This window comes from Thalassovita aquimarina, from assembly GCF_018219815.1.
GTDB classification, from domain to species: Bacteria; Pseudomonadota; Alphaproteobacteria; order Rhodobacterales; family Rhodobacteraceae; genus Thalassobius; species Thalassobius aquimarinus.
The window spans coordinates 1-17,254 of the sequence record NZ_JADMKU010000010.1; the positions used below are offsets into that span (position 1 = coordinate 1).

The 17,254-nt window shown below is 64.7% G+C and carries 16 protein-coding genes and 1 tRNA gene; 8 read left to right on the forward strand and 9 right to left on the reverse strand.

Annotated features, from left to right (window positions below; translation table 11 throughout):
- Positions 1 to 517: 517 nt before the first annotated feature.
- Positions 518 to 931: an IclR family transcriptional regulator gene (locus tag IT775_RS11925; RefSeq protein ID WP_212701342.1), complete on the reverse strand. Its 414-nt coding sequence runs from the start codon at positions 929 to 931 to the stop codon at positions 518 to 520.
- A 125-nt stretch (positions 932 to 1,056) separates the two neighbouring features.
- Here IT775_RS11925 and IT775_RS11930 point away from each other — a divergent pair, with 125 nt between their 5' ends.
- Positions 1,057 to 1,476 carry an MAPEG family protein gene (locus IT775_RS11930; RefSeq protein ID WP_212701343.1) on the forward strand — a complete coding sequence of 140 codons (420 nt, stop codon included), beginning with the start codon at positions 1,057 to 1,059 and terminating at the stop codon, positions 1,474 to 1,476.
- Between the two features lie 126 nt (positions 1,477 to 1,602).
- On the opposite strand, the gene IT775_RS11935 is transcribed toward IT775_RS11930, so the two are convergent.
- Together IT775_RS11935 and IT775_RS11940 are read right to left on the reverse strand one after the other, a co-directional pair.
- Positions 1,603 to 2,358 (reverse strand): 3-hydroxyacyl-CoA dehydrogenase, encoded by a 756-nt coding sequence (locus IT775_RS11935; RefSeq protein WP_212701344.1) that lies wholly within the window; start codon positions 2,356 to 2,358, stop codon positions 1,603 to 1,605.
- A gap of 61 nt (positions 2,359 to 2,419) precedes the next feature.
- The gene (locus IT775_RS11940) at positions 2,420 to 3,481 is read right to left on the reverse strand and encodes an AbrB family transcriptional regulator (protein WP_212701345.1); all 1,062 of its coding nucleotides are present in this window, start codon (positions 3,479 to 3,481) and stop codon (positions 2,420 to 2,422) included.
- A gap of 82 nt (positions 3,482 to 3,563) precedes the next feature.
- Here IT775_RS11940 and IT775_RS11945 point away from each other — a divergent pair, with 82 nt between their 5' ends.
- Positions 3,564 to 3,716 carry a hypothetical protein gene (locus tag IT775_RS11945; protein WP_212701346.1) on the forward strand — a complete coding sequence of 51 codons (153 nt, stop codon included), beginning with the start codon at positions 3,564 to 3,566 and terminating at the stop codon, positions 3,714 to 3,716.
- Between the two features lie 64 nt (positions 3,717 to 3,780).
- On the opposite strand, the gene IT775_RS11950 is transcribed toward IT775_RS11945, so the two are convergent.
- Positions 3,781 to 3,854, reverse strand: a tRNA-Gly gene (locus tag IT775_RS11950).
- 98 nt (positions 3,855 to 3,952) lie between these two features.
- Entirely contained in the window at positions 3,953 to 4,501 is a 549-nt protein-coding gene (locus tag IT775_RS11955) for a hypothetical protein (RefSeq protein ID WP_212701347.1), read from the reverse strand.
- 302 nt (positions 4,502 to 4,803) lie between these two features.
- Here IT775_RS11955 and IT775_RS11960 point away from each other — a divergent pair, with 302 nt between their 5' ends.
- Positions 4,804 to 4,965: a hypothetical protein gene (locus IT775_RS11960; RefSeq protein WP_212701348.1), complete on the forward strand. Its 162-nt coding sequence runs from the start codon at positions 4,804 to 4,806 to the stop codon at positions 4,963 to 4,965.
- A 30-nt stretch (positions 4,966 to 4,995) separates the two neighbouring features.
- Here the strand turns inward: IT775_RS11960 and IT775_RS11965 are convergent, their stop codons facing one another.
- The 3 genes from IT775_RS11965 to IT775_RS11975 form a co-directional block, all read right to left on the reverse strand.
- The gene (locus IT775_RS11965) at positions 4,996 to 7,047 is read right to left on the reverse strand and encodes an ASKHA domain-containing protein (RefSeq protein WP_212701349.1); all 2,052 of its coding nucleotides are present in this window, start codon (positions 7,045 to 7,047) and stop codon (positions 4,996 to 4,998) included.
- A gap of 222 nt (positions 7,048 to 7,269) precedes the next feature.
- A complete protein-coding gene (gene speB / locus IT775_RS11970) occupies positions 7,270 to 8,226 on the reverse strand; it encodes an agmatinase (RefSeq protein ID WP_212701350.1) in 957 nt (318 codons plus the stop codon).
- Between the two features lie 84 nt (positions 8,227 to 8,310).
- Positions 8,311 to 9,168 (reverse strand): crotonase/enoyl-CoA hydratase family protein, encoded by an 858-nt coding sequence (locus tag IT775_RS11975; protein ID WP_212701351.1) that lies wholly within the window; start codon positions 9,166 to 9,168, stop codon positions 8,311 to 8,313.
- Positions 9,169 to 9,352: 184 nt separating this feature from the next.
- Here IT775_RS11975 and guaB point away from each other — a divergent pair, with 184 nt between their 5' ends.
- The 4 genes from guaB to IT775_RS11995 all read left to right on the forward strand — a co-directional run bounded on the left by guaB (position 9,353) and on the right by IT775_RS11995 (position 15,131).
- Complete coding sequence (gene guaB / locus IT775_RS11980) at positions 9,353 to 10,801, forward strand: IMP dehydrogenase (protein ID WP_212701352.1); 1,449 nt, start codon at positions 9,353 to 9,355, stop codon at positions 10,799 to 10,801.
- Positions 10,801 to 11,583 carry an MBL fold metallo-hydrolase gene (locus IT775_RS11985; RefSeq protein ID WP_212701353.1) on the forward strand — a complete coding sequence of 261 codons (783 nt, stop codon included), beginning with the start codon at positions 10,801 to 10,803 and terminating at the stop codon, positions 11,581 to 11,583. Before guaB ends, IT775_RS11985 begins: the two co-directional genes overlap by 1 nt.
- Complete coding sequence (locus IT775_RS11990; protein ID WP_212701354.1) at positions 11,580 to 12,737, forward strand: RsmB/NOP family class I SAM-dependent RNA methyltransferase; 1,158 nt, start codon at positions 11,580 to 11,582, stop codon at positions 12,735 to 12,737. The genes IT775_RS11985 and IT775_RS11990 overlap by 4 nt, the downstream gene beginning before the upstream one ends.
- A 96-nt stretch (positions 12,738 to 12,833) precedes the next feature.
- Positions 12,834 to 15,131: a hybrid sensor histidine kinase/response regulator gene (locus IT775_RS11995; protein ID WP_246525540.1), complete on the forward strand. Its 2,298-nt coding sequence runs from the start codon at positions 12,834 to 12,836 to the stop codon at positions 15,129 to 15,131.
- Positions 15,132 to 15,232: 101 nt separating this feature from the next.
- On the opposite strand, the gene IT775_RS12000 is transcribed toward IT775_RS11995, so the two are convergent.
- Positions 15,233 to 15,829, reverse strand: a complete 597-nt coding sequence (locus IT775_RS12000; protein WP_212701355.1) for a gamma-glutamyl kinase — start codon at positions 15,827 to 15,829, stop codon at positions 15,233 to 15,235.
- Positions 15,830 to 16,026: 197 nt separating this feature from the next.
- On the opposite strand from IT775_RS12000, the gene recA reads away from it, so the two are divergent.
- Positions 16,027 to 17,097, forward strand: a complete 1,071-nt coding sequence (recA, locus tag IT775_RS12005) for a recombinase RecA (protein ID WP_212701356.1) — start codon at positions 16,027 to 16,029, stop codon at positions 17,095 to 17,097.
- Positions 17,098 to 17,254: the final 157 nt, after the last annotated feature.

Here is a 17,254-nt window from a genome sequence, read left to right on the forward strand (position 1 = left end):
AGGTCAGACATTTTACCGCTCGTTTTTCGAACGGTGAATCACGCCACCCGGCGGAAATCAATGGGTCCTGACCCTAGAAAGCTATTGATTCTTCTTGTTATTATAGGGCGTTTAGGGCGTGCGTCGTTGACTCAGGTCAAACCGAAATGCAAGTATACCTTGCTGTCCGTCGTCAGACACATTCAACCCAATTGCTATGGCCGGGCCTAGAGTCAATCATGTTGGTGGTTACTTGCAAACTACGTCCGCTTCGTCAGGCGTCCCGACTTCGACCCCCCATCCGAAGTTTGCGTTCGCAGCGAATGTCCGCAATGCGGGCCGCGACCGCAGCATCTAGGTCAGGTGCTGAATGTCTCATTTGGGCCGGACGCGCCATTCAACCCCGCGCGGTGACCTTGACTTTGCAAACGGCGCTATCTGCGCAAAGCCGACGTTGGACCGCTCCCCAGAGAACTCCCGCACTCCGTCCCTGCCTGTCGTCCGATGGACCTTGTAGCAATGCTGTCCGGGCCACTCTTCAGAGGCGCCCGCGCTCGTACAATCGACGCAGCGCGCCGACCATGTCCTCGAAGGACTGGTCCAGCGCGCCGCAGGTGTCTTCGGTGGGCGCGAGGTAGACGGATTTGCCGCGCTTTTCGCGCTTCAGGTAGCCCGCCTCGACCAGGTCGGCAACCTTGCGGTGCAGCGTCCCGATCGGAAGGTCCAGAACGTCGGACAGCGCGCTGAGGTCATAGAGCCTGTCCTGCAGGCGCCCCTGCACCACGGTGCGCACGATCAGCGCCTCGACCGGTTTGCCCCACATGTCCTTTTCCAGTGAATAGAACCGGTTCAGGCATTCAATGATCTGTTCCTGCACGTCCTGACGCAGGGCCGCGCGAACGCTTTCGGGCGTGTCGCCGTCATAGATCGTCCTGGGCTCGTCCTTGTCCATCGCGCTTCGTCACCTTTCCGAAATGGAAAGGTGCGTCCTTGTCTGCATCCGCCATCCGGGATCAATAGCGGTTTCGTCCCGCAACACCAAGGGCCAGGGCCCTTGCGTCAAGGAATAGGATCAAGATGAGCATACCGATTTTCGCCCTGCTGGGCTTCGCCCTTTGGACCCTTGTCATTCTGTTCGGAGCGGTCGGTGTTTACCGCTGGAGCCGGATCCTGACCGGCCGCACCCGGCTCAGCCACTGGACCGCCGATCCCGATGCCGGGTCGGGGATCTATCCGCGCGCGATGCGGGCGCATATGAACTGTATCGAAAACCTGCCGGTGTTCGGCGCGATCGTTTTCGCGATCGACCATATGGGGCTGGAAAGCGGGCTGCTGGACGGGTTGGCGATTGTCGTGCTGGCGGCGCGGGTGGTTCAGAGCCTGATCCATATCCTGCTGGAACAGAGCGACCGGGTGATCCTGATCCGCTTTGGCTTCTACTTCAGCCAGATCGTGGCGATGATCGCGATGGCGGTGAGCGTGCTGGCGGCGGTTTGAGCAGGGTGTTTGGGTAGGCTGGTTGCAGCCTGTCGGTAGGCCGGGCTTCAGCCCGGCCCCGTTTTGCGTTGGCCTGAGGGTTTGCCGGGCTGAAGCCCGGCCTACGGTCCCTCGGGGGGCGGGCGGTTACTGCATGCGCAGGGCGCCGTCGATGCGGATGACTTCGCCGTTCAGGTAGCCGCATTCGCAGATGAAGCGCGCCAGCGAGGCGTATTCGCGCGGATCGCCCAAGCGCTTGGGGTTGGTCACGTCGGCGGCCAGCTGATCCTGCACTTCCTGCGGCAGGCCCATCAGCATCGGGGTCAGGAAGATGCCCGGCGCGATCGCCATGACTCGGATGCCTTCGCGCGCCAGGTCGCGGGCCATCGGCAGCGAGGTGGCGACGATACCGCCCTTCGAGGCGGCATAACCGGCCTGACCCTTCTGACCATCAAAAGCGGCGACCGAGGCGGTGTTGATGATCACGCCGCGCTGGTTGTCGTCGGAGGGGTCGTTCTTGGCCATCTCGGCGGCGGCGAGGCGGGCGACGTTGAAGCTGCCCACCAGGTTTATGTTGATGATGCGCTGGTAGTGTTCCAGGCTGTGCGGACCGTCCTTGCCCAGCGTCTTTTCGGCGGTGCCGATGCCGGCGCAGTTGACGGCGGTGTTGATCTTGCCCATCGCCTTCACGGCGCTGTCGATGGCGTTCTGGACCGAGGCTTCGTTGGTGACGTCGGTTTCCACGAAGGTACCGCCGATATCCGCGGCGACCTTTTCGCCCAGTTCGGCGTTGCGGTCGAGCAGGGTGACCTTGGCACCGGATTCGGCGAACAGGCGCGCGGTGGCCTCGCCCAGCCCCGATGCGGCCCCGGTGACAACGGCGCAGGTATCTTTCATTTGCATTTTGGACGTCCTCTCTCGTCTAAATGAACATTTGTTCAGTAATATGCCGGCGGGGCGCTTGTCAAAGCGAACCGGCCCGGCGGAAACGGGCGATGACGGACATTTCGATGACCGTCACGATGATGCGGTACACGTGATGCAGGGTCACGATGGCGGGATTGGCATGCAGGCTGAGCGCGATCAGCGACATCTCGGTGACGCCGCCGGGGGCGAAGGAAATCAGCAGCGCGTCGAACGCGGCGCCGGTGGCGCGATGCAGGAGGCCGGCACAGAGCGCGCCCAGCCCCAGCATCGCCGTGACCGACACCACCGACAGCCCCGCAGCCACCGCCATGGTGCGGCCCCCCAGCCCGGTGAAGCGCATGCCCAGCGAGGTGCCGATCACCACCTGGCTCAGGTTGATCGCCCATTGCGGCAGCGCCAGGTCGGCCAGCCCGGCCACGGTGACGATCGCGGCGGCCAGCAGCGGCCCGGTCAGCTGCGCCGCCGGCAGCCTGATCGCGGTGCCGACGAACAGCCCCGCCATGCCGACGGCCAGCGCCAGCGGGATCGCCGCCGGGCTGGTATTGGGCGCGGCCATCGACTGGCCGCCGGCGCTGCCCACCGGGGCACCGTACCACAGCGACAGGCCCAGCGGCACGATGGAAATCACCGCGATGATGCGCATGAACTGCTGCATGGTCAGCACCGGGATGTCGGCGCCGGCCTCTTCCCCCATCGCCAGCGATTCCATCAGCCCGCCGGGGGTGCCGGAATAGAAGGCGGTGGCGCGGTCATAACCGCCGAGGTGGCGGAAAATGACGTAGTTCAGCGCGTGCGCGGCGAAGACGAAGCCGGTCAGCACCGTCAGGGAGGCGATCAGCGTCGGGATTTCCGAGATCAGGTCGGGATGCACCCGCGATCCGATCATGACGCCGATCAGCGCCATGAAGATCATGCGGAATTTCATCGGGAACCGGTAGCCTTCGGGGAGGTGGTCGGTGAACACGATGGCGATCAGCCCCGACGCGATCAGGCTGCCGATCATGTAGGGCAGCGGCAGGTGGATCAGCGAGGCGAGATAACCGCCGGCCCCGCAAAGGGCGGTCAGGATCAGCGTCTGCAGGGCGAGCTTGAAGGTCATGCCGTCGGGGTGTTTGGATTGTCGATAGTTATATGGCAGAACTAAATCGGAAGGACAAGGCGCGACGGCGTTGCCGGGCGGCGTGTGCCGCAACGTCGATTCCGGCCTGGGATTGGTGGAACTGCGGGAATTCCCGCGCACCATCCGGGAACCGGAATACGATATCCACGAAGGCCGGGAGGCCGAGGTTCCGATGAGCTACTGCCTGATGGCAAAGAAGGGCGCGGCCGGCTGAACCGCCGCGGCGATATCGGCGGGAGCGAAGGTGGCCTTCGCTGGATCATGCGGCGTGAGGAAACTGGAGCGGGTGAAGGGAATCGAACCCTCGTCGTCAGCTTGGGAAGCTGCTGCTCTACCATTGAGCTACACCCGCCGCTGACGGTTCAGGTAGCCAATGGTCCGCACGAGGTCAAGGGATCAAACGCGAAAAGGGCGGCGCCTGGGCCGCCCTTTGCCGCGTGGCCGCCGGGATCACTGCATCAGGTGGTCGGTGGTGAAGATGTAATCATCGGTTCCGGAATGGCAGGCGATGCAGCCGGTATCGGCCCCCTTGGCCACCCGGCCGGCCAGACGCATACCATTGGGGGCTTTGTCCAATGTGCCGTCGGGCAGATATTTCACCCAGAACCAGTTCTGGTTATCGGCGTCATAGCCGCCTTCGCGGCGATACATCACGGTGATCGCGCCCAGATGCGTGCCCGGGTCCGACAGGACCTGATCCCGTTCCACCCCTTCGGGGCCAAAATTACGTTTGACCAGCAGGTCGCCGGTGTGACCGCCGATGGTGGCGCTGGTGTAGAAGGTTTCCAGCATCATGCCGTGCGGGTCGGTGCCCTCATAGGGAAAGGACCGGATCATACCGTCGCCGACCAGTTTCAGTTCTTGCATGATCGACCAGAGTTCGGCGGCATAGGCGGCGTCGGCATCGGTGCCGAACGGGGCGTCCTGGGCCCGGGCCGCCGGGGCCAGAACGGCGGTCAATGCGGTGGTCAATGTGGTGGCCAGTAGAATGCGCTTCATCTGTCTTCCTCCCTTGATCCAATGCAGTGAGGGTAACCGGGGTGGGGCGATCCATGATTTCACTTTGCATCACGTTGCCGTGCCGGGATGTGAATGGACGCGCGCGGCGATGTCCGCGCAGGCTGGCGCAGAGGGGGCGCGATGCGACGGGTCATTGCCATAGGTTTGGGACTTTTTGCGGCGGCGCCGGTCGCGGCGGCGCAGATCTGTCTGGAAAACCGCAGCGATGAGACGCTGTTGCTGGCCGTCGAAGCCGCGAATGGCTAGCGCCGCGTGGCGTCGCGCGCGTCGGGACAGCGCCTGTGTCTGGCCGGAGCGGCGCGCCCGCTGTGGTGTCGGTGTTCAGCGATGCAGGCCAGATCGAAGGCTGTTCGCGTCTGGCCCGGATGGACGAAACCGTGGCGGTGCTGCGCTATGGGGTGTTCGATCGCTGTGCATGGGCGCTGTCGGGGCCGGCGGAGTGAGTGCAGGCGTGTTGCCTGCCGGTATCTTTGTCAGCCCCGGCGTTTGCGCCGCCGTCCGCCGCCCGCGCCATCACCGCCGGTGTTGAAGCTGACATCGGGCAGCGATACCACCTGCGCCAGTTCCGGGAACGGGTCGGTGGCGTGCGGGATCGCGCTGGCGGCGACGAAGTGTTCCTGAAAGCGCGGTTCGATCGCGGTTTCGATCTTGTTGATCTGCTGCACCACCCGTTCGATTTCGGCCCGCGCCGCGCTGTTGCACAAGGCGATGCGCGCCCCGGTGCCGGCGGCATTTCCGGCGCTTTGGACCTTGTCCAGGGCGACGTCGGGGATCATCCCCAGCACCATCGCGTGCTTGGGCGAGATATGGGCGCCGAAGGCCCCAGCCAGCACCACCCGGTCCACCTTGTCGACACCCATTTCGTCCATCAACAGCCGCGCCCCGGCATAGAGCGCCGACTTGGCCAGCTGGATGGCCCGGATGTCGCCCTGGGTCACGGTGATCAGCGGGCCACCCTCGGGCCTGCCGTCCCAGATCGTGTAGGCATGGGTGCGGCCCTCGGCGATGCAGCGGGGCGTGCCGGTCTGCTCGGCCGATCCGATCAGGCCGGAGGGGTCGAGGATGCCGGCCATGCGCATTTCCGCCACCGCTTCGATGATGCCTGATCCGCAGATGCCGGAGATCCCGGTTGCGGCGGCGGCCTCGGCGAAACCGTCCTCGTCCGACCACATGTCGAGCCCGATGATGCGGAAGCGCGGTTCCTTGGTCGCGGGGTCGATTTCCACCCGTTCGATGGCGCCGGGCGCGGCGCGCTGGCCGGAACTGATCTGCGCGCCCTCAAACGCCGGGCCGGTGGGCGAAGAACAGGCCAGCACGCGGGACTCATCGCCTAGGATGATCTCGGCATTGGTGCCGACATCGACGACCAGGACGAGGTCCTTGGATTTATGCGGTTGTTCGGACAGTGCGACGGCGGCGGCATCGGCCCCGACATGGCCGGCGATACAGGGCAGGATATAGACCTGCGCGCATTCGTTCACCGTCGACAGGTCCAGCTGCGCGGCGGGCAGCGACAGCGAATCGGAGGTGGCGAGCGCGAAGGGCGCCTGTCCCAGTTCCACCGGGTCGAGGCCCAGAAGCAGGTGATGCATGACCGGGTTGCAGACGAACACCGCTTCGAAGATGAGAGCGGGATCGATCCCGGCCTCGGTGGTCAGTCCCTGCACCAGCCCGTTGAGCGCCATGCGCACGGCCTCGGTCATCTCGCCCGCGCCGCCGGGATTCATCATCGCGTAGGAAACCCGGCTCATCAGGTCTTCGCCAAAGCGGATCTGCGGGTTCATCACGCCGGAAGAGGCCAGAACCTGCCCGTCGGCCAGATCGCACAGATGCGCAGCGATGGTGGTGGAGCCGAGATCGATGGCGAGGCCGTACAGCCCGGTGTCGTGATAGCCCGGCCAGATATCGAGGATACGCGCCGGGCCGCCGCGGTGATCCTGATGGAGCGCAACGGTGACCTGCCAGTTGCCCTTGCGCAGGGCCGGTTGCAGCTTGGCCAGCACGGCAAGGTCGGCGCGCAGGTCATCGATCTGCCATTGGTCGCGCAGGGCCCGTTTCAGGCGTTCCAGGTCGCCGGTCGGGTCGTGCATGTCGGGTTCCGCGACCTCGACGAAAAAGCGCCGGGTGGCGGGGTCCATGATGATGGTGCGGGCGCTGGCGGCCTTGCGCACCACCTGCTTGTGGACCTGGCTTTCGGGGGGCACGTCGATCACCACGTCGTGCTGGATCGTGGCCTGACAGCCGAGACGGCGGCCATCGATCAACCCGCGCTTGTCCTTGTAGCGCTGTTCGGTGCTGTTCCAGTCGGACAGCGCGTCGCGCGATACGGTGATGCCGTGCTTGGGGAAATCGCCGAAGGCCGGGGTGATCTGGCAGCGCGAACAGATGCCGCGGCCGCCGCAGACTGAATCGAGATCGACGCCGAGCTGGCGTGCGGCGGTCAGGACGGGGGTGCCGACGGGGAAGCGGCCGCGCTTGCCCGACGGGGTGAAGATGACGAGGGGGTCGGTAGATTCGGTGTTCATATCGGGGTCATGACTCGTTCGCGTGCGCTCAGCATAGGCGGTGGCGGCCCGCACGGGTGGCGATGAGCGGCAGTTCATTGTCTGGGCGCGTCATTTTTAGAGGCGGGGGAGGGATTTGGCGGCAAATTTCGCGGCGTTATCCGGGGCGGAAAACGCCGCGTGCGGTTCTGATGTGGCGCTGGGCAGGATCCGACCGTCTATACGGGCGGGCGCTTTGTTGTCTCAGCGAAAACCCCGCGCGTGGAAGATGAAGCCCAGCGTGTTCAGCAGCACCTGCGCCGCCAAGATCGCAGTCGATCCGGTGGGGTCGTAGTCGGGCGCCACCTCGACCAGGTCGATGCCGATCACCTCGTGCTCGCGCGCCACCTGCTGCAGGACTTCCAGCACCTCGTAATAGTGGAACCCGCCATGGCTGGGCGTACCGGTGCCCGGCGCGATCGAGGGGCAGAACCCGTCGATATCGATCGTCACGTAGACACGCGCGCCCTTCGGGATGCGCCCGGCGACGCCCTCGGCCCCCAGCTTGCGGGCTTGGCGCACCGACAGGATGTCCGATCCCATCGCGCGGGCGTCGTCGTAACCTTCCTTGGCGGTGGAGGACACGTTGCGGATGCCGACCTGAGTCAGCCCGCTCACGTAGGGTTTTTCCGCCGCGCGGCGCATCGGGTTGCCGTGGCCGAAGCGCACGCCGTGGCGTTCGTCGACGAAATCGAGATGCGCGTCGATCTGCAGGATGTGGAAATCGCCCTGACCCTCGAAGGCGTTGATGCAGGGAATGTTGACCGAATGATCGCCGCCGATCACCACCGGAAGCGCGCCCGCCTTCAGCGCCGCGCGAACGGCCGTTTCGATATTGGCGTGGCTGCCGCCCGTGTCCGTGTGGACGATATCGGCATCGCCCATGTCGGTGATCCGCACCGAGCCGGGCAGGTAGGTGACGTCGTCCTCGTGATCGTAAGCCCCGGCATGGCCGAAGCTGAAGAGCGTCGATGCCTCGCGCACCGCGCGCGGCCCGAAGCGCGCCCCGGACCGCCATTGGGTGCCCGCATCGAACGGCGCGCCGATCACCGCGACATCGGTGTCGAGAGCGTCCCAGTCGGGTTGATACGGGCGCTTGCCGAAGGTGGAAATGCCGACGAAGGGCAGGTCGAGCCGCCCGCTTTCATATCCGTGTGCCATGCTGGTTCCCCTGTTTTTCGCGAAACCTTGGTCGCAATGCGTGCAAGAGGCAAGGCACGAAACAGGCAGGCCCTTTGCGCGGGATCATTTCGGGGCGTTGATCGGGCGATCCCACGTCCAGTCGTAGGTGCCGCTGTCGCGTTCATGCACGGCCTGTTTCCAGCCCACGGTTTCGGCCCGGGTCTTGAAATTGATGCCCTCGGGGGAATGGCGGGTGATGCCGTCGAAAATGGTGGCAAGGCGCTGGGTGTTCATCATGCCGGTCTGTTCGATCGCCTGATTGATCACCATCTTCTGCATCGCCAGCTGGTTGATCGGCACCGATGCCATGCGGTGCGCCATGTCCTCGACCGCGTCGTCCAGCCGGTCGGCGGGCACCGATTTCAGGATCAGGCCCATGTCCTCGGCTTCCTTGCCGGTGATCTTGTCGCCGGTGAACAGCATCCGCTTGGCCTTTTCCGGGCCTAGCCGGTAGACCCACATCGCCGTGGTGGGACAGCCCCAGACGCGGGCGGGCATGTAGCCGATCTGCGCATCGTCGGCCATGAACACCAGGTCTGAACACAGCGCGATGTCGGACCCGCCCGCCACCGCGAAACCGTGCACCTTGCAGATCACCGGTTTCATCGCGTGAAACAGCGACATGAACGCCTGGGTGTTTTTCCACATGAACTGGTAATCCTTGATCGGATCCCAGGGCATCGGCTGGGTCACCTCGCCGCTGCCGTTGCCTTCGGCGTAGTAGGTCAGGTCGTAGCCTGCGCAGAACGCGTCGCCGGCGCCCGACAGCACCATCAGGTGCACGCCCGGATCATCGTCGGCGCGGGCCACGGCGGCGGCCAGCAGTTGCGGCAGTTCGTCGTCGATGGCGTTCATTACCTCGGGGCGGTTCAGGGTGATCCGGGCGATGCGCCCGGTCTTTTCATACAATATCTTGGTCATTGCTGGATCTTGGTCATTGCTGGTTCCTCCCGGGCCCCAGCGTCGCGCAGGCGCGCGCGTTTTCCAACGGCAAAGGGATTTGGTGACGCAGGGGAACGGTTTGGGCGCTTTGGGGCTTCCCTTTCGCCTTCATGCATGAGATAGGGACGTGCCAACACCGATCCCCATTTACCGGAGTCCCCAAATGGAAATTCGTGAGGCCCTTACCTTCGATGATGTTCTGCTCGTTCCCGGTGCGTCCGACGTTCTGCCCTCTACGGCGGATACGCGGACCCGTGTGACCAAGTCGATTGATCTGAACATTCCGCTGCTGAGTTCGGCCATGGATACCGTGACCGAGGCGCGCATGGCCATCGCCATGGCACAGGCCGGCGGCATGGGGGTGATCCACAAGAACCTGACGATGGAAGAGCAGGCGCGCGAAGTGCGCCGGGTCAAGCGGTTCGAATCCGGGATCGTCTACAACCCGGTGACGCTGCGCGCCGATCAGACGCTGGCGGATGCCAAGGCGCTGATCGAGCGGTACAATTTCACCGGCTTCCCGGTGGTGGACGAAAGCGGCAAGGTACTGGGGATCCTGACCAACCGCGATATGCGCTTTGCCTCGTCCGACGATACGCCGGTGAAGGCGATGATGACGGCGGAAAACCTGGCGATGCTGGCCGAACCGGCCGATCTGGAACAGGCCAAGAACCTGATGAAGGAACGCCGGATCGAGAAACTGCTGGTGCATGACGGGCAGGGCAGGCTGACCGGGCTGCTGACGCTGAAGGACACCGAAAAGGCGGTGCTGAACCCGACCGCGTGCAAGGACCACCTGGGCCGGCTGCGGGTCGCGGCTGCGTCGTCGGTGGGCGATGCGGGCTTCGCCCGGTCCGAGGCCCTGATCGATGCGGGCGTGGACATCGTCGTGGTCGATACCGCGCATGGCCATTCCGCCGGCGTGATTGAGGCGGTGAAGCGGATCAAGGCGCAGTCGGGCGAGGTGCAAGTGATTGCTGGCAACGTCGCGACCGGCGACGCGACCCGCGCGCTGATCGATGCTGGGGCCGACGCGGTCAAGGTTGGCATCGGGCCGGGATCGATCTGCACCACGCGTATGGTGGCCGGTGTCGGCGTGCCGCAGCTGACCGCGATCATGGATTGCGCCAAGGCAGCGGGCGACGTGCCGATCATCGCCGATGGCGGCATCAAGTTTTCCGGCGACTTCGCCAAGGCGATCGCGGCGGGCGCGTCCTGCGCCATGGTCGGCAGCATGATCGCGGGCACCGATGAAAGCCCGGGCGAGGTGATCCTGTACCAGGGCAGGTCGTTCAAGTCCTATCGCGGCATGGGGTCGCTTGGCGCGATGGCGCGCGGGTCGGCCGACCGCTATTTCCAGAAGGATGCCGCCAGCGACAAGCTGGTGCCCGAAGGGATCGAGGGGCAGGTGCCCTACAAGGGGTCCGCGGGCGCGGTGATCCACCAGCTGGTCGGCGGTCTGCGCGCGGCGATGGGGTACACCGGCAGCGCCACGGTGGAGGATATGCGCAAGAACTGCAATTTCGTGCGTATCACCGGGTCGGGGCTGAAGGAAAGCCACGTCCATGACGTGCAGATCACCCGCGAAAGCCCGAATTACCGGGTCGGCTGATGGCGGTTCATGACAGCAGCGCGGGGCGTGTGACCTGCCTGACCGACGGCGCGATGTCTTTCGCGCCGGAGGTCTTCGCGGCACTGCCCGAGGCCGAGCGGGACGCGTTGCTGGCAGCGGCGGGCGAAAGCGAGATCCGGACCGAGTTCAACTGTTTCTTGCTGGAACAGCCGGGCGCGGCGCCGGTGCTGATCGATGCCGGGTGCGGCCCGCTGTTCGGCGACAAGGGCGGGGCGCTGGCGGGGCAGCTTGCCGAACGGGGCATTGCGCCCGAGGCGGTCGAGAAGGTGATCTTCACCCATTTGCACCGCGACCATGTCGGCGGGGCACTGGATGGGGATGCCGCCGTGTTCCCCAATGCCGAGATCATCATGCTCGATGTCGAAAGGGATTTCTGGCAGGGCAAGACGGACCAGCCCGGCGGCGTCCTGATCGCCGCGTACGAGGGGCGGATCCGCACCGTGTCCGATGGCGATGAAATCCTGCCGGGGGTGCATGCCTGGCACCTGCCGGGGCATACGCCGGGCCATATGGGGCTGCGGATCGGGGACGATCTGGTGATCGTGGCCGACATCCTGCATGCCGAGCTGCTGCAATTGCCGCATCCCGAGGTTTCGTCGATCTACGACACCGATGGGGCGCAGGGGGCGGAAACGCGCCGTGCCGCGCTGGCGGAAATTGCCGACAACGACCTTGTCTATTGCGGCGGGCACCAGCTGGGGCCGCAGAAATTCGGCCGGTTGCGCCGCGCGGGCCAGGGTTTCGAAAAGGTCGCGCCATGACGCCGGGCGCCCGCATTCAGGCCGCGATCGAAATCCTTGACCGGGTGCTGGACGGCGAGGCGGCGGAAAAGGCGCTGACCGGCTGGGCGCGGCGGTCGCGCTTTGCCGGATCGAAGGACCGCGCGGCGATCCGGGATCATGTTTTCGACGCGATCCGCTGCAAGCGGTCCTTTGCCGCGCGGGGCGGCGCGATGACCGGGCGCGGATTGATGATCGGGCTTGCGCGGGCGCAGGATCTGGACATCGATGCGCTGTTTTCCGGCGCGGGGCATGCGCCTGAACCGCTGAGCAATGCCGAAGTGGCGGCCGGGCGCGCGCCCGAGGGTGCCGAGGCGCTGGATATTCCCGATTGGCTTGACCCCCCGTTCCGCGACAGTCTGGGCGATGAGGCCGAAGCGGTCGCGCAGGCGCTGCAATCGCGCGCGCCGGTGATGCTGCGGGTGAACCTGCGCAAGGCCAACATCGCGCAGGCCCAAGCGAGCCTGAGCGGGGAGGGGATCGAGGCCCGCTCGGCGGCGATCTCAGACACCGCGTTGCAGGTCGTCGAAGGCGCGCGCAGGGTGTCGAACAGCGCGGCGTTCAAGGACGGGCTGGTGGAATTGCAGGACGGCGCCAGTCAGGCGGTCGTCGATGCGCTGCCTCTCAGCGACGGGCAGCACGTACTGGATTACTGCGCCGGCGGTGGTGGCAAGACGCTGGCGATGGCCGGACGGGCGCAGGGGCGGTTTTATGCCCATGACGCGAATCCGGGCCGGTTGGCCGATTTGCCGGTGCGGGCCAAGCGCGCCGGGGTCAAGGTGCAGTTGCTGGCGCCCGGCAAGATTGAGGGACATTTCGATCTGGTGCTTTGCGATGCGCCCTGTTCCGGCAGCGGCAGCTGGCGCCGTGCGCCGGATGCGAAATGGCGGCTGACCCCTGAAAAGTTGCGTGAACTGAACGGGATACAGCAAAACATCCTGGACGAGGCGAGCCGCCTCGTCGCCCCCGGCGGGGTGCTGGCCTATGCCACCTGTTCGGTGCTGGACAGCGAGAACGGCGCGCGGGTAGACGATTTTCTGGCCCGGAATGGCGGGTGGCGGGAAACCGACCGCCGGCAGTGGCTGCCGGGGCCTGAAGGGGACGGGTTTTTCCTGTCGTGCTTGACGCGGAACTGAATTTCCGCAACCATGAATTGAAATAACATGTTGATTAATCTCTGATTAATGCCTTTCCGCGCCTAATGCCCGGGAAGAAACAGATCGAGAGCAGTCTTGACCCATTCGGTTTTCACATCGGACCTGCTGGCCGGTGGCGGCAGGCAGCACCGCGGATTGTGGCTTGTGCTTGTTGCGCTGGCCTTGCTGTGCCTGCTGGCGGCCTTGCGGCTGCGGGGATCGCTTTATGAGCTGGGGCTTGCGACGGCAGGGGTAACGCTGTTGTCGACCGTCGCGCTGGCCGGGCTGGTCCGGATGATCCGGGCGCGGCGGCGCACAAGGCTTCTGGCCCGGATCGCGGGGTTTCTGGAACACGATTCAGCGGCCAGCCTCGTGGTGGACGACATCGGGCGGGTGGTGTTTCTGAACCAAGCGGCGCGGGAACGGTTCCATCCGCATGCCCCGGTAAGGATCGGGGATATCCTTCAGGATGTGTTCGCCAATCCCGGCGCGGTGGTGACGCGGTTGCGAACCCGGGCGCAGGAAAACGACAATGCCAGCGAGGATATCGTGACCCGCAAGGGGCATGTGCGGCTGAACGTGCACCGGCTGGCGCCGGAGGGATTTCTGTGGCGGATCGAGGAAATCGGGCTGGGTCCGGCGCGGGCGCATAGCGGGTCGGGATTGCCGATGCTGACGGTGGGGCGGGGCAACACGATCCTGTTCATGAACGACGCGGCGCGCGATTTCGCCGGCACGCGGGCGCGCACGCTCGACAGCGTGTTCCCCGATCTGCCGTTGAAAAACGGCGGTTTCAACCTGGCGATTTCGGTCGAGGGGCCGCGCAATTGCCTCGTGCATGAGGCCGAGCACGTGACCGGGCGGCGCGAGGTATATTTCCTGCCGATGACACAGGATCAGCAGGTGGTCGAGGCCGGCAACGCGGCCTTCGACGCGCTGCCGGTGGCGGTGCTGCGGCTGGATCGGGACGGCACGGTTCTGCGGTCGAACCGCCTGGCGCGCGCGCTGCTGGCGATCCCGGAGGGAACGCCGGTGAAGCTGCCGCAACTGGTCGAGGGGTTGGGCCGCCCGATCGCCGGCTGGCTGGCAGAGGCGGCGGAAGGGCGCGGGGTGAAGACCTCGGAATTCCTGCGGGTCAAGCAGGGCGAGGCGGAAGTTTTCGTGCAGATATCGCTGAACCGGGTGGAAGAGGCCGACGGCTATGCCCTGATCGCGGTTCTGCATGACGCGACCGAGATGAAGAACCTTGAGGCGCAGTTCGTGCAAAGCCAGAAGATGCAGGCGATCGGCGAATTGGCGGGCGGGATCGCGCATGATTTCAACAACTTGCTGACCGCGATCACCGGATATTGCGACCTGCTGCTGCTACGTCATGACGAAAGCGATTCCGATTATGCCGACCTGATGCAGATCGGTCAGAACGCCAACCGGGCGGCGGCGCTGGTGGGGCAATTGCTGGCGTTTTCGCGCAAGCAGACCCTGCGCCCCGAACCGATCGACATCCGCGATGCGCTGGCCGACCTGGCGCATTTGCTGAACCGGCTGGTCGGCGAAAAGATCGAACTGGTGGTCGAACACGATCCCGGCCCGTGGAGCATCCGGGTCGACAAGAGGCAATTGGAACAGGTGCTGATGAACCTGGTGGTGAATGCCCGCGACGCGATGCCCGCCGGCGGCGAGATCCGGATCGCGACCTCGAACCGCACCCTGTCCGAGCCGATGACGTGCGACCGGGTCGACGTGCCGGCGGCCGATTACCTGAAGCTGCAGGTGTCGGATCAGGGCGACGGCATCGCGCCGGAGATCATCGGTAAAGTGTTCGACCCGTTCTTCACCACCAAACGGGCGGGCGAGGGCACCGGGCTGGGCCTGTCGACGGTTTATGGCATCGTCAAGCAAAGTGGCGGTTTTGTCTTTGCCAACAGCGAGGTCGGGAAGGGCACCACGTTTACCCTGCTGTTCCCGGTCTGCAGCCCCGAGGCGGCCGATGAGGCCGCGCCCGAACCGTCCCCGCCGCCGGTGCTGGCCGGGGACGGTGTGGTTCTTCTGGTCGAGGACGAGGCGCCGGTGCGCGCCTTCGCCGCCCGGGCGTTGCGGCTGCGCGGCTACACGGTGATCGAGGCGGGCAGCGCCGAGGAGGCGCTCGAGCTGCTGCAGGACCCGGACCTGGTGGTGCATCTGTTCGTCACCGACGTCATCATGCCGGGGATGGACGGGCCCAGCTGGGTGCGCGAGGCGCTGAAAACCCGGCCCGCGGTGCGGGTGGTTTTCGTATCTGGCTATGCCGAGGATGCGCTTGACGATGACAAGGGGGCGATCCCGGGGTCGGTTTACCTGCCGAAGCCGTTTTCCCTGAACCAGCTGATCGAGACGGTACAGCAGCAATTGCATTGAGTGCGGAAAGGGCGTTGGTGATGGCGGGAACTAGCAGCCGCCGTCTGGAAGTTCATGCGTGACGCAGGACTGCCGGGACAATCCCGAGGTCTTCCGCGGCTTCAGCCGCCGATGCTGTGCCAAAGCTCGAATTCCTCGGCCCGGCGGTCGTGCAGCAATTTTTCCACCTCCGGCGACAGGCTCAGTTCGATCTGCGGCGACACGTTTTCGCGCGGCAGGTCAAGCGTGACCGACAACCGGTTTTCCAGAAAGGCGATCAGCCGCGCCTGATCCTCATAGCGGAACAGGTGGTCGATCGCGGTGCCGTTCGGGCGCGGTTCGAGGAACTTGTACTGGCTGCCGACATTGGCGAAACCGGGCGGCTTTTCCGCGCAGTAGGCGGTGACGAAATCGTCGAAGCTGATCCCGTGGGTCGAATTCGGTTTGCCCTCCATGAACGGGCGGCGGCGATACCGGTACCAGCTGCCCAGCCAGCTGATCGGTTCGCGCATCACCGCGAGGGTTTCCATTTCCGCCTTGCAGGCCTTTTCGAACATCGGCCGGAAGAAGCGGTTATAGCGGTAGAGCGGCGCGTGTTTAAGCTCCGGCGGGTCGAGAACAGACATCGAGGCGATCGGGCCGAGCGCCTTTTCATAGGCGGTGGTGCCGGTTTTCGGAACCGAAAGAAAAACCAGTTTTTCTTTCCAAAACATCAGCATAAGTCGGGCTCCGCCTTTCGTTCTCGGGGTGTCGCGTTCGATTAAACCATTCCTTAACCTAAACGGTCAAACCTGGATACGTTAAATTTGGCATTGAAATGTTCCTGTTTTGGTCTCATACATTGAAATGAGAACAAGAGCGGAACATTCAAGGTGATTGCCGCCCCGATGCGGGTGTGGGATAAGGAACCGGATAAATGGCAATGGCAGATCTTCTTTCGATGGACAACAAACGCAACGCGGACAAGCAGAAGGCGCTGGACAGCGCCCTGGCCCAGATCGAACGGCAGTTCGGCAAGGGGTCGATCATGAAACTGGGCGACGGCAACGCGGTGCAGGAGATCGAGGCGACATCGACCGGATCGCTGGGTCTGGACATCGCGTTGGGCATCGGCGGCCTGCCCAAGGGCCGGATCATCGAAATCTACGGCCCGGAAAGTTCGGGCAAGACCACGCTGACGCTGCATTGCGTCGCCGAGGAACAGAAAAAGGGCGGCATCTGCGCCTTTGTCGATGCCGAACACGCGCTTGACCCGCAATACGCCAAGAAGCTGGGCGTCAATCTGGACGAACTGCTGATTTCGCAGCCCGATACCGGCGAACAGGCGCTGGAAATCGTCGACACGCTGGTGCGCTCGGGCGCGGTCAGCATGGTGGTGGTCGATTCGGTTGCCGCGCTGACGCCGAAATCGGAACTCGAAGGCGACATGGGCGACAGCAGCGTCGGGGTGCAGGCCCGGCTGATGAGCCAGGCGATGCGCAAGCTGACCGGGTCGATCAGCCGCTCCAAATGCATGGTGGTTTTCATCAACCAGATCCGGATGAAGATCGGCGTCATGTTCGGCAGCCCCGAAACCACAACCGGCGGCAACGCGTTGAAATTCTACAGTTCGGTACGGCTGGACATTCGCCGCATCGGATCGATCAAGGACCGTGACGAGGTTGTCGGCAATGCCACCCGCGTCAAGGTGGTCAAGAACAAGGTCGCGCCGCCGTTCAAGCAGGTCGAATTCGACATCATGTATGGCGAAGGCATTTCCAAGACCGGCGAATTGCTGGACCTGGGGGTGAAGGCCGGGGTGGTGGAAAAATCCGGCGCCTGGTTCAGCTATAACGACGAACGACTGGGGCAGGGGCGTGAAAACTCCAAGACCTTCCTGAAGGAACATGAGGACGTGGCGCTGGAGATCGAGGACAAGATCCGCGCCGCGCACGGGCTGGAATTCGAAATGACCCGCGACGAGGGCGACGATATCCTCGAGGCTTGACCCGGGAAAACCCGGCCCGTCTGTTTCTGAAGCCGCGCCCCGGAGTTGATCCGGGGCACGGTTCGCGTTTCGGCGAAGCGCGGTTCCGGGCAACGGCGCTGGCCAGCCGGTTCCCGCGCATACCGCGCAGCCAGGGTGAATTCCGATCTGTCCTGCT

What these genes read in the sequence shown, in the direction of transcription:
- IT775_RS11965 (WP_212701349.1), bottom strand. Translation starts at nt 7,047, where the DNA reads ATGAACACCGAATCTACCGACCCCCTCGTCATCTTCACCCCGTCGGGC.
- IT775_RS11955 (WP_212701347.1), bottom strand. Translation starts at nt 4,501, where the DNA reads ATGAAGCGCATTCTACTGGCCACCACATTGACCACCGCATTGACCGCC.
- IT775_RS11925 (WP_212701342.1), bottom strand. Translation starts at nt 931, where the DNA reads ATGGACAAGGACGAGCCCAGGACGATCTATGACGGCGACACGCCCGAA.
- IT775_RS11935 (WP_212701344.1), bottom strand. Translation starts at nt 2,358, where the DNA reads ATGCAAATGAAAGATACCTGCGCCGTTGTCACCGGGGCCGCATCGGGG.
- speB (WP_212701350.1), bottom strand. Translation starts at nt 8,226, where the DNA reads ATGGCACACGGATATGAAAGCGGGCGGCTCGACCTGCCCTTCGTCGGC.
- recA (WP_212701356.1), top strand. Translation starts at nt 16,027, where the DNA reads ATGGCAATGGCAGATCTTCTTTCGATGGACAACAAACGCAACGCGGAC.
- IT775_RS11985 (WP_212701353.1), top strand. Translation starts at nt 10,801, where the DNA reads ATGGCGGTTCATGACAGCAGCGCGGGGCGTGTGACCTGCCTGACCGAC.
- IT775_RS11990 (WP_212701354.1), top strand. Translation starts at nt 11,580, where the DNA reads ATGACGCCGGGCGCCCGCATTCAGGCCGCGATCGAAATCCTTGACCGG.
- guaB (WP_212701352.1), top strand. Translation starts at nt 9,353, where the DNA reads ATGGAAATTCGTGAGGCCCTTACCTTCGATGATGTTCTGCTCGTTCCC.
- IT775_RS11940 (WP_212701345.1), bottom strand. Translation starts at nt 3,481, where the DNA reads ATGACCTTCAAGCTCGCCCTGCAGACGCTGATCCTGACCGCCCTTTGC.
- IT775_RS11975 (WP_212701351.1), bottom strand. Translation starts at nt 9,168, where the DNA reads ATGACCAAGATATTGTATGAAAAGACCGGGCGCATCGCCCGGATCACC.
- IT775_RS11930 (WP_212701343.1), top strand. Translation starts at nt 1,057, where the DNA reads ATGAGCATACCGATTTTCGCCCTGCTGGGCTTCGCCCTTTGGACCCTT.
- IT775_RS12000 (WP_212701355.1), bottom strand. Translation starts at nt 15,829, where the DNA reads ATGCTGATGTTTTGGAAAGAAAAACTGGTTTTTCTTTCGGTTCCGAAA.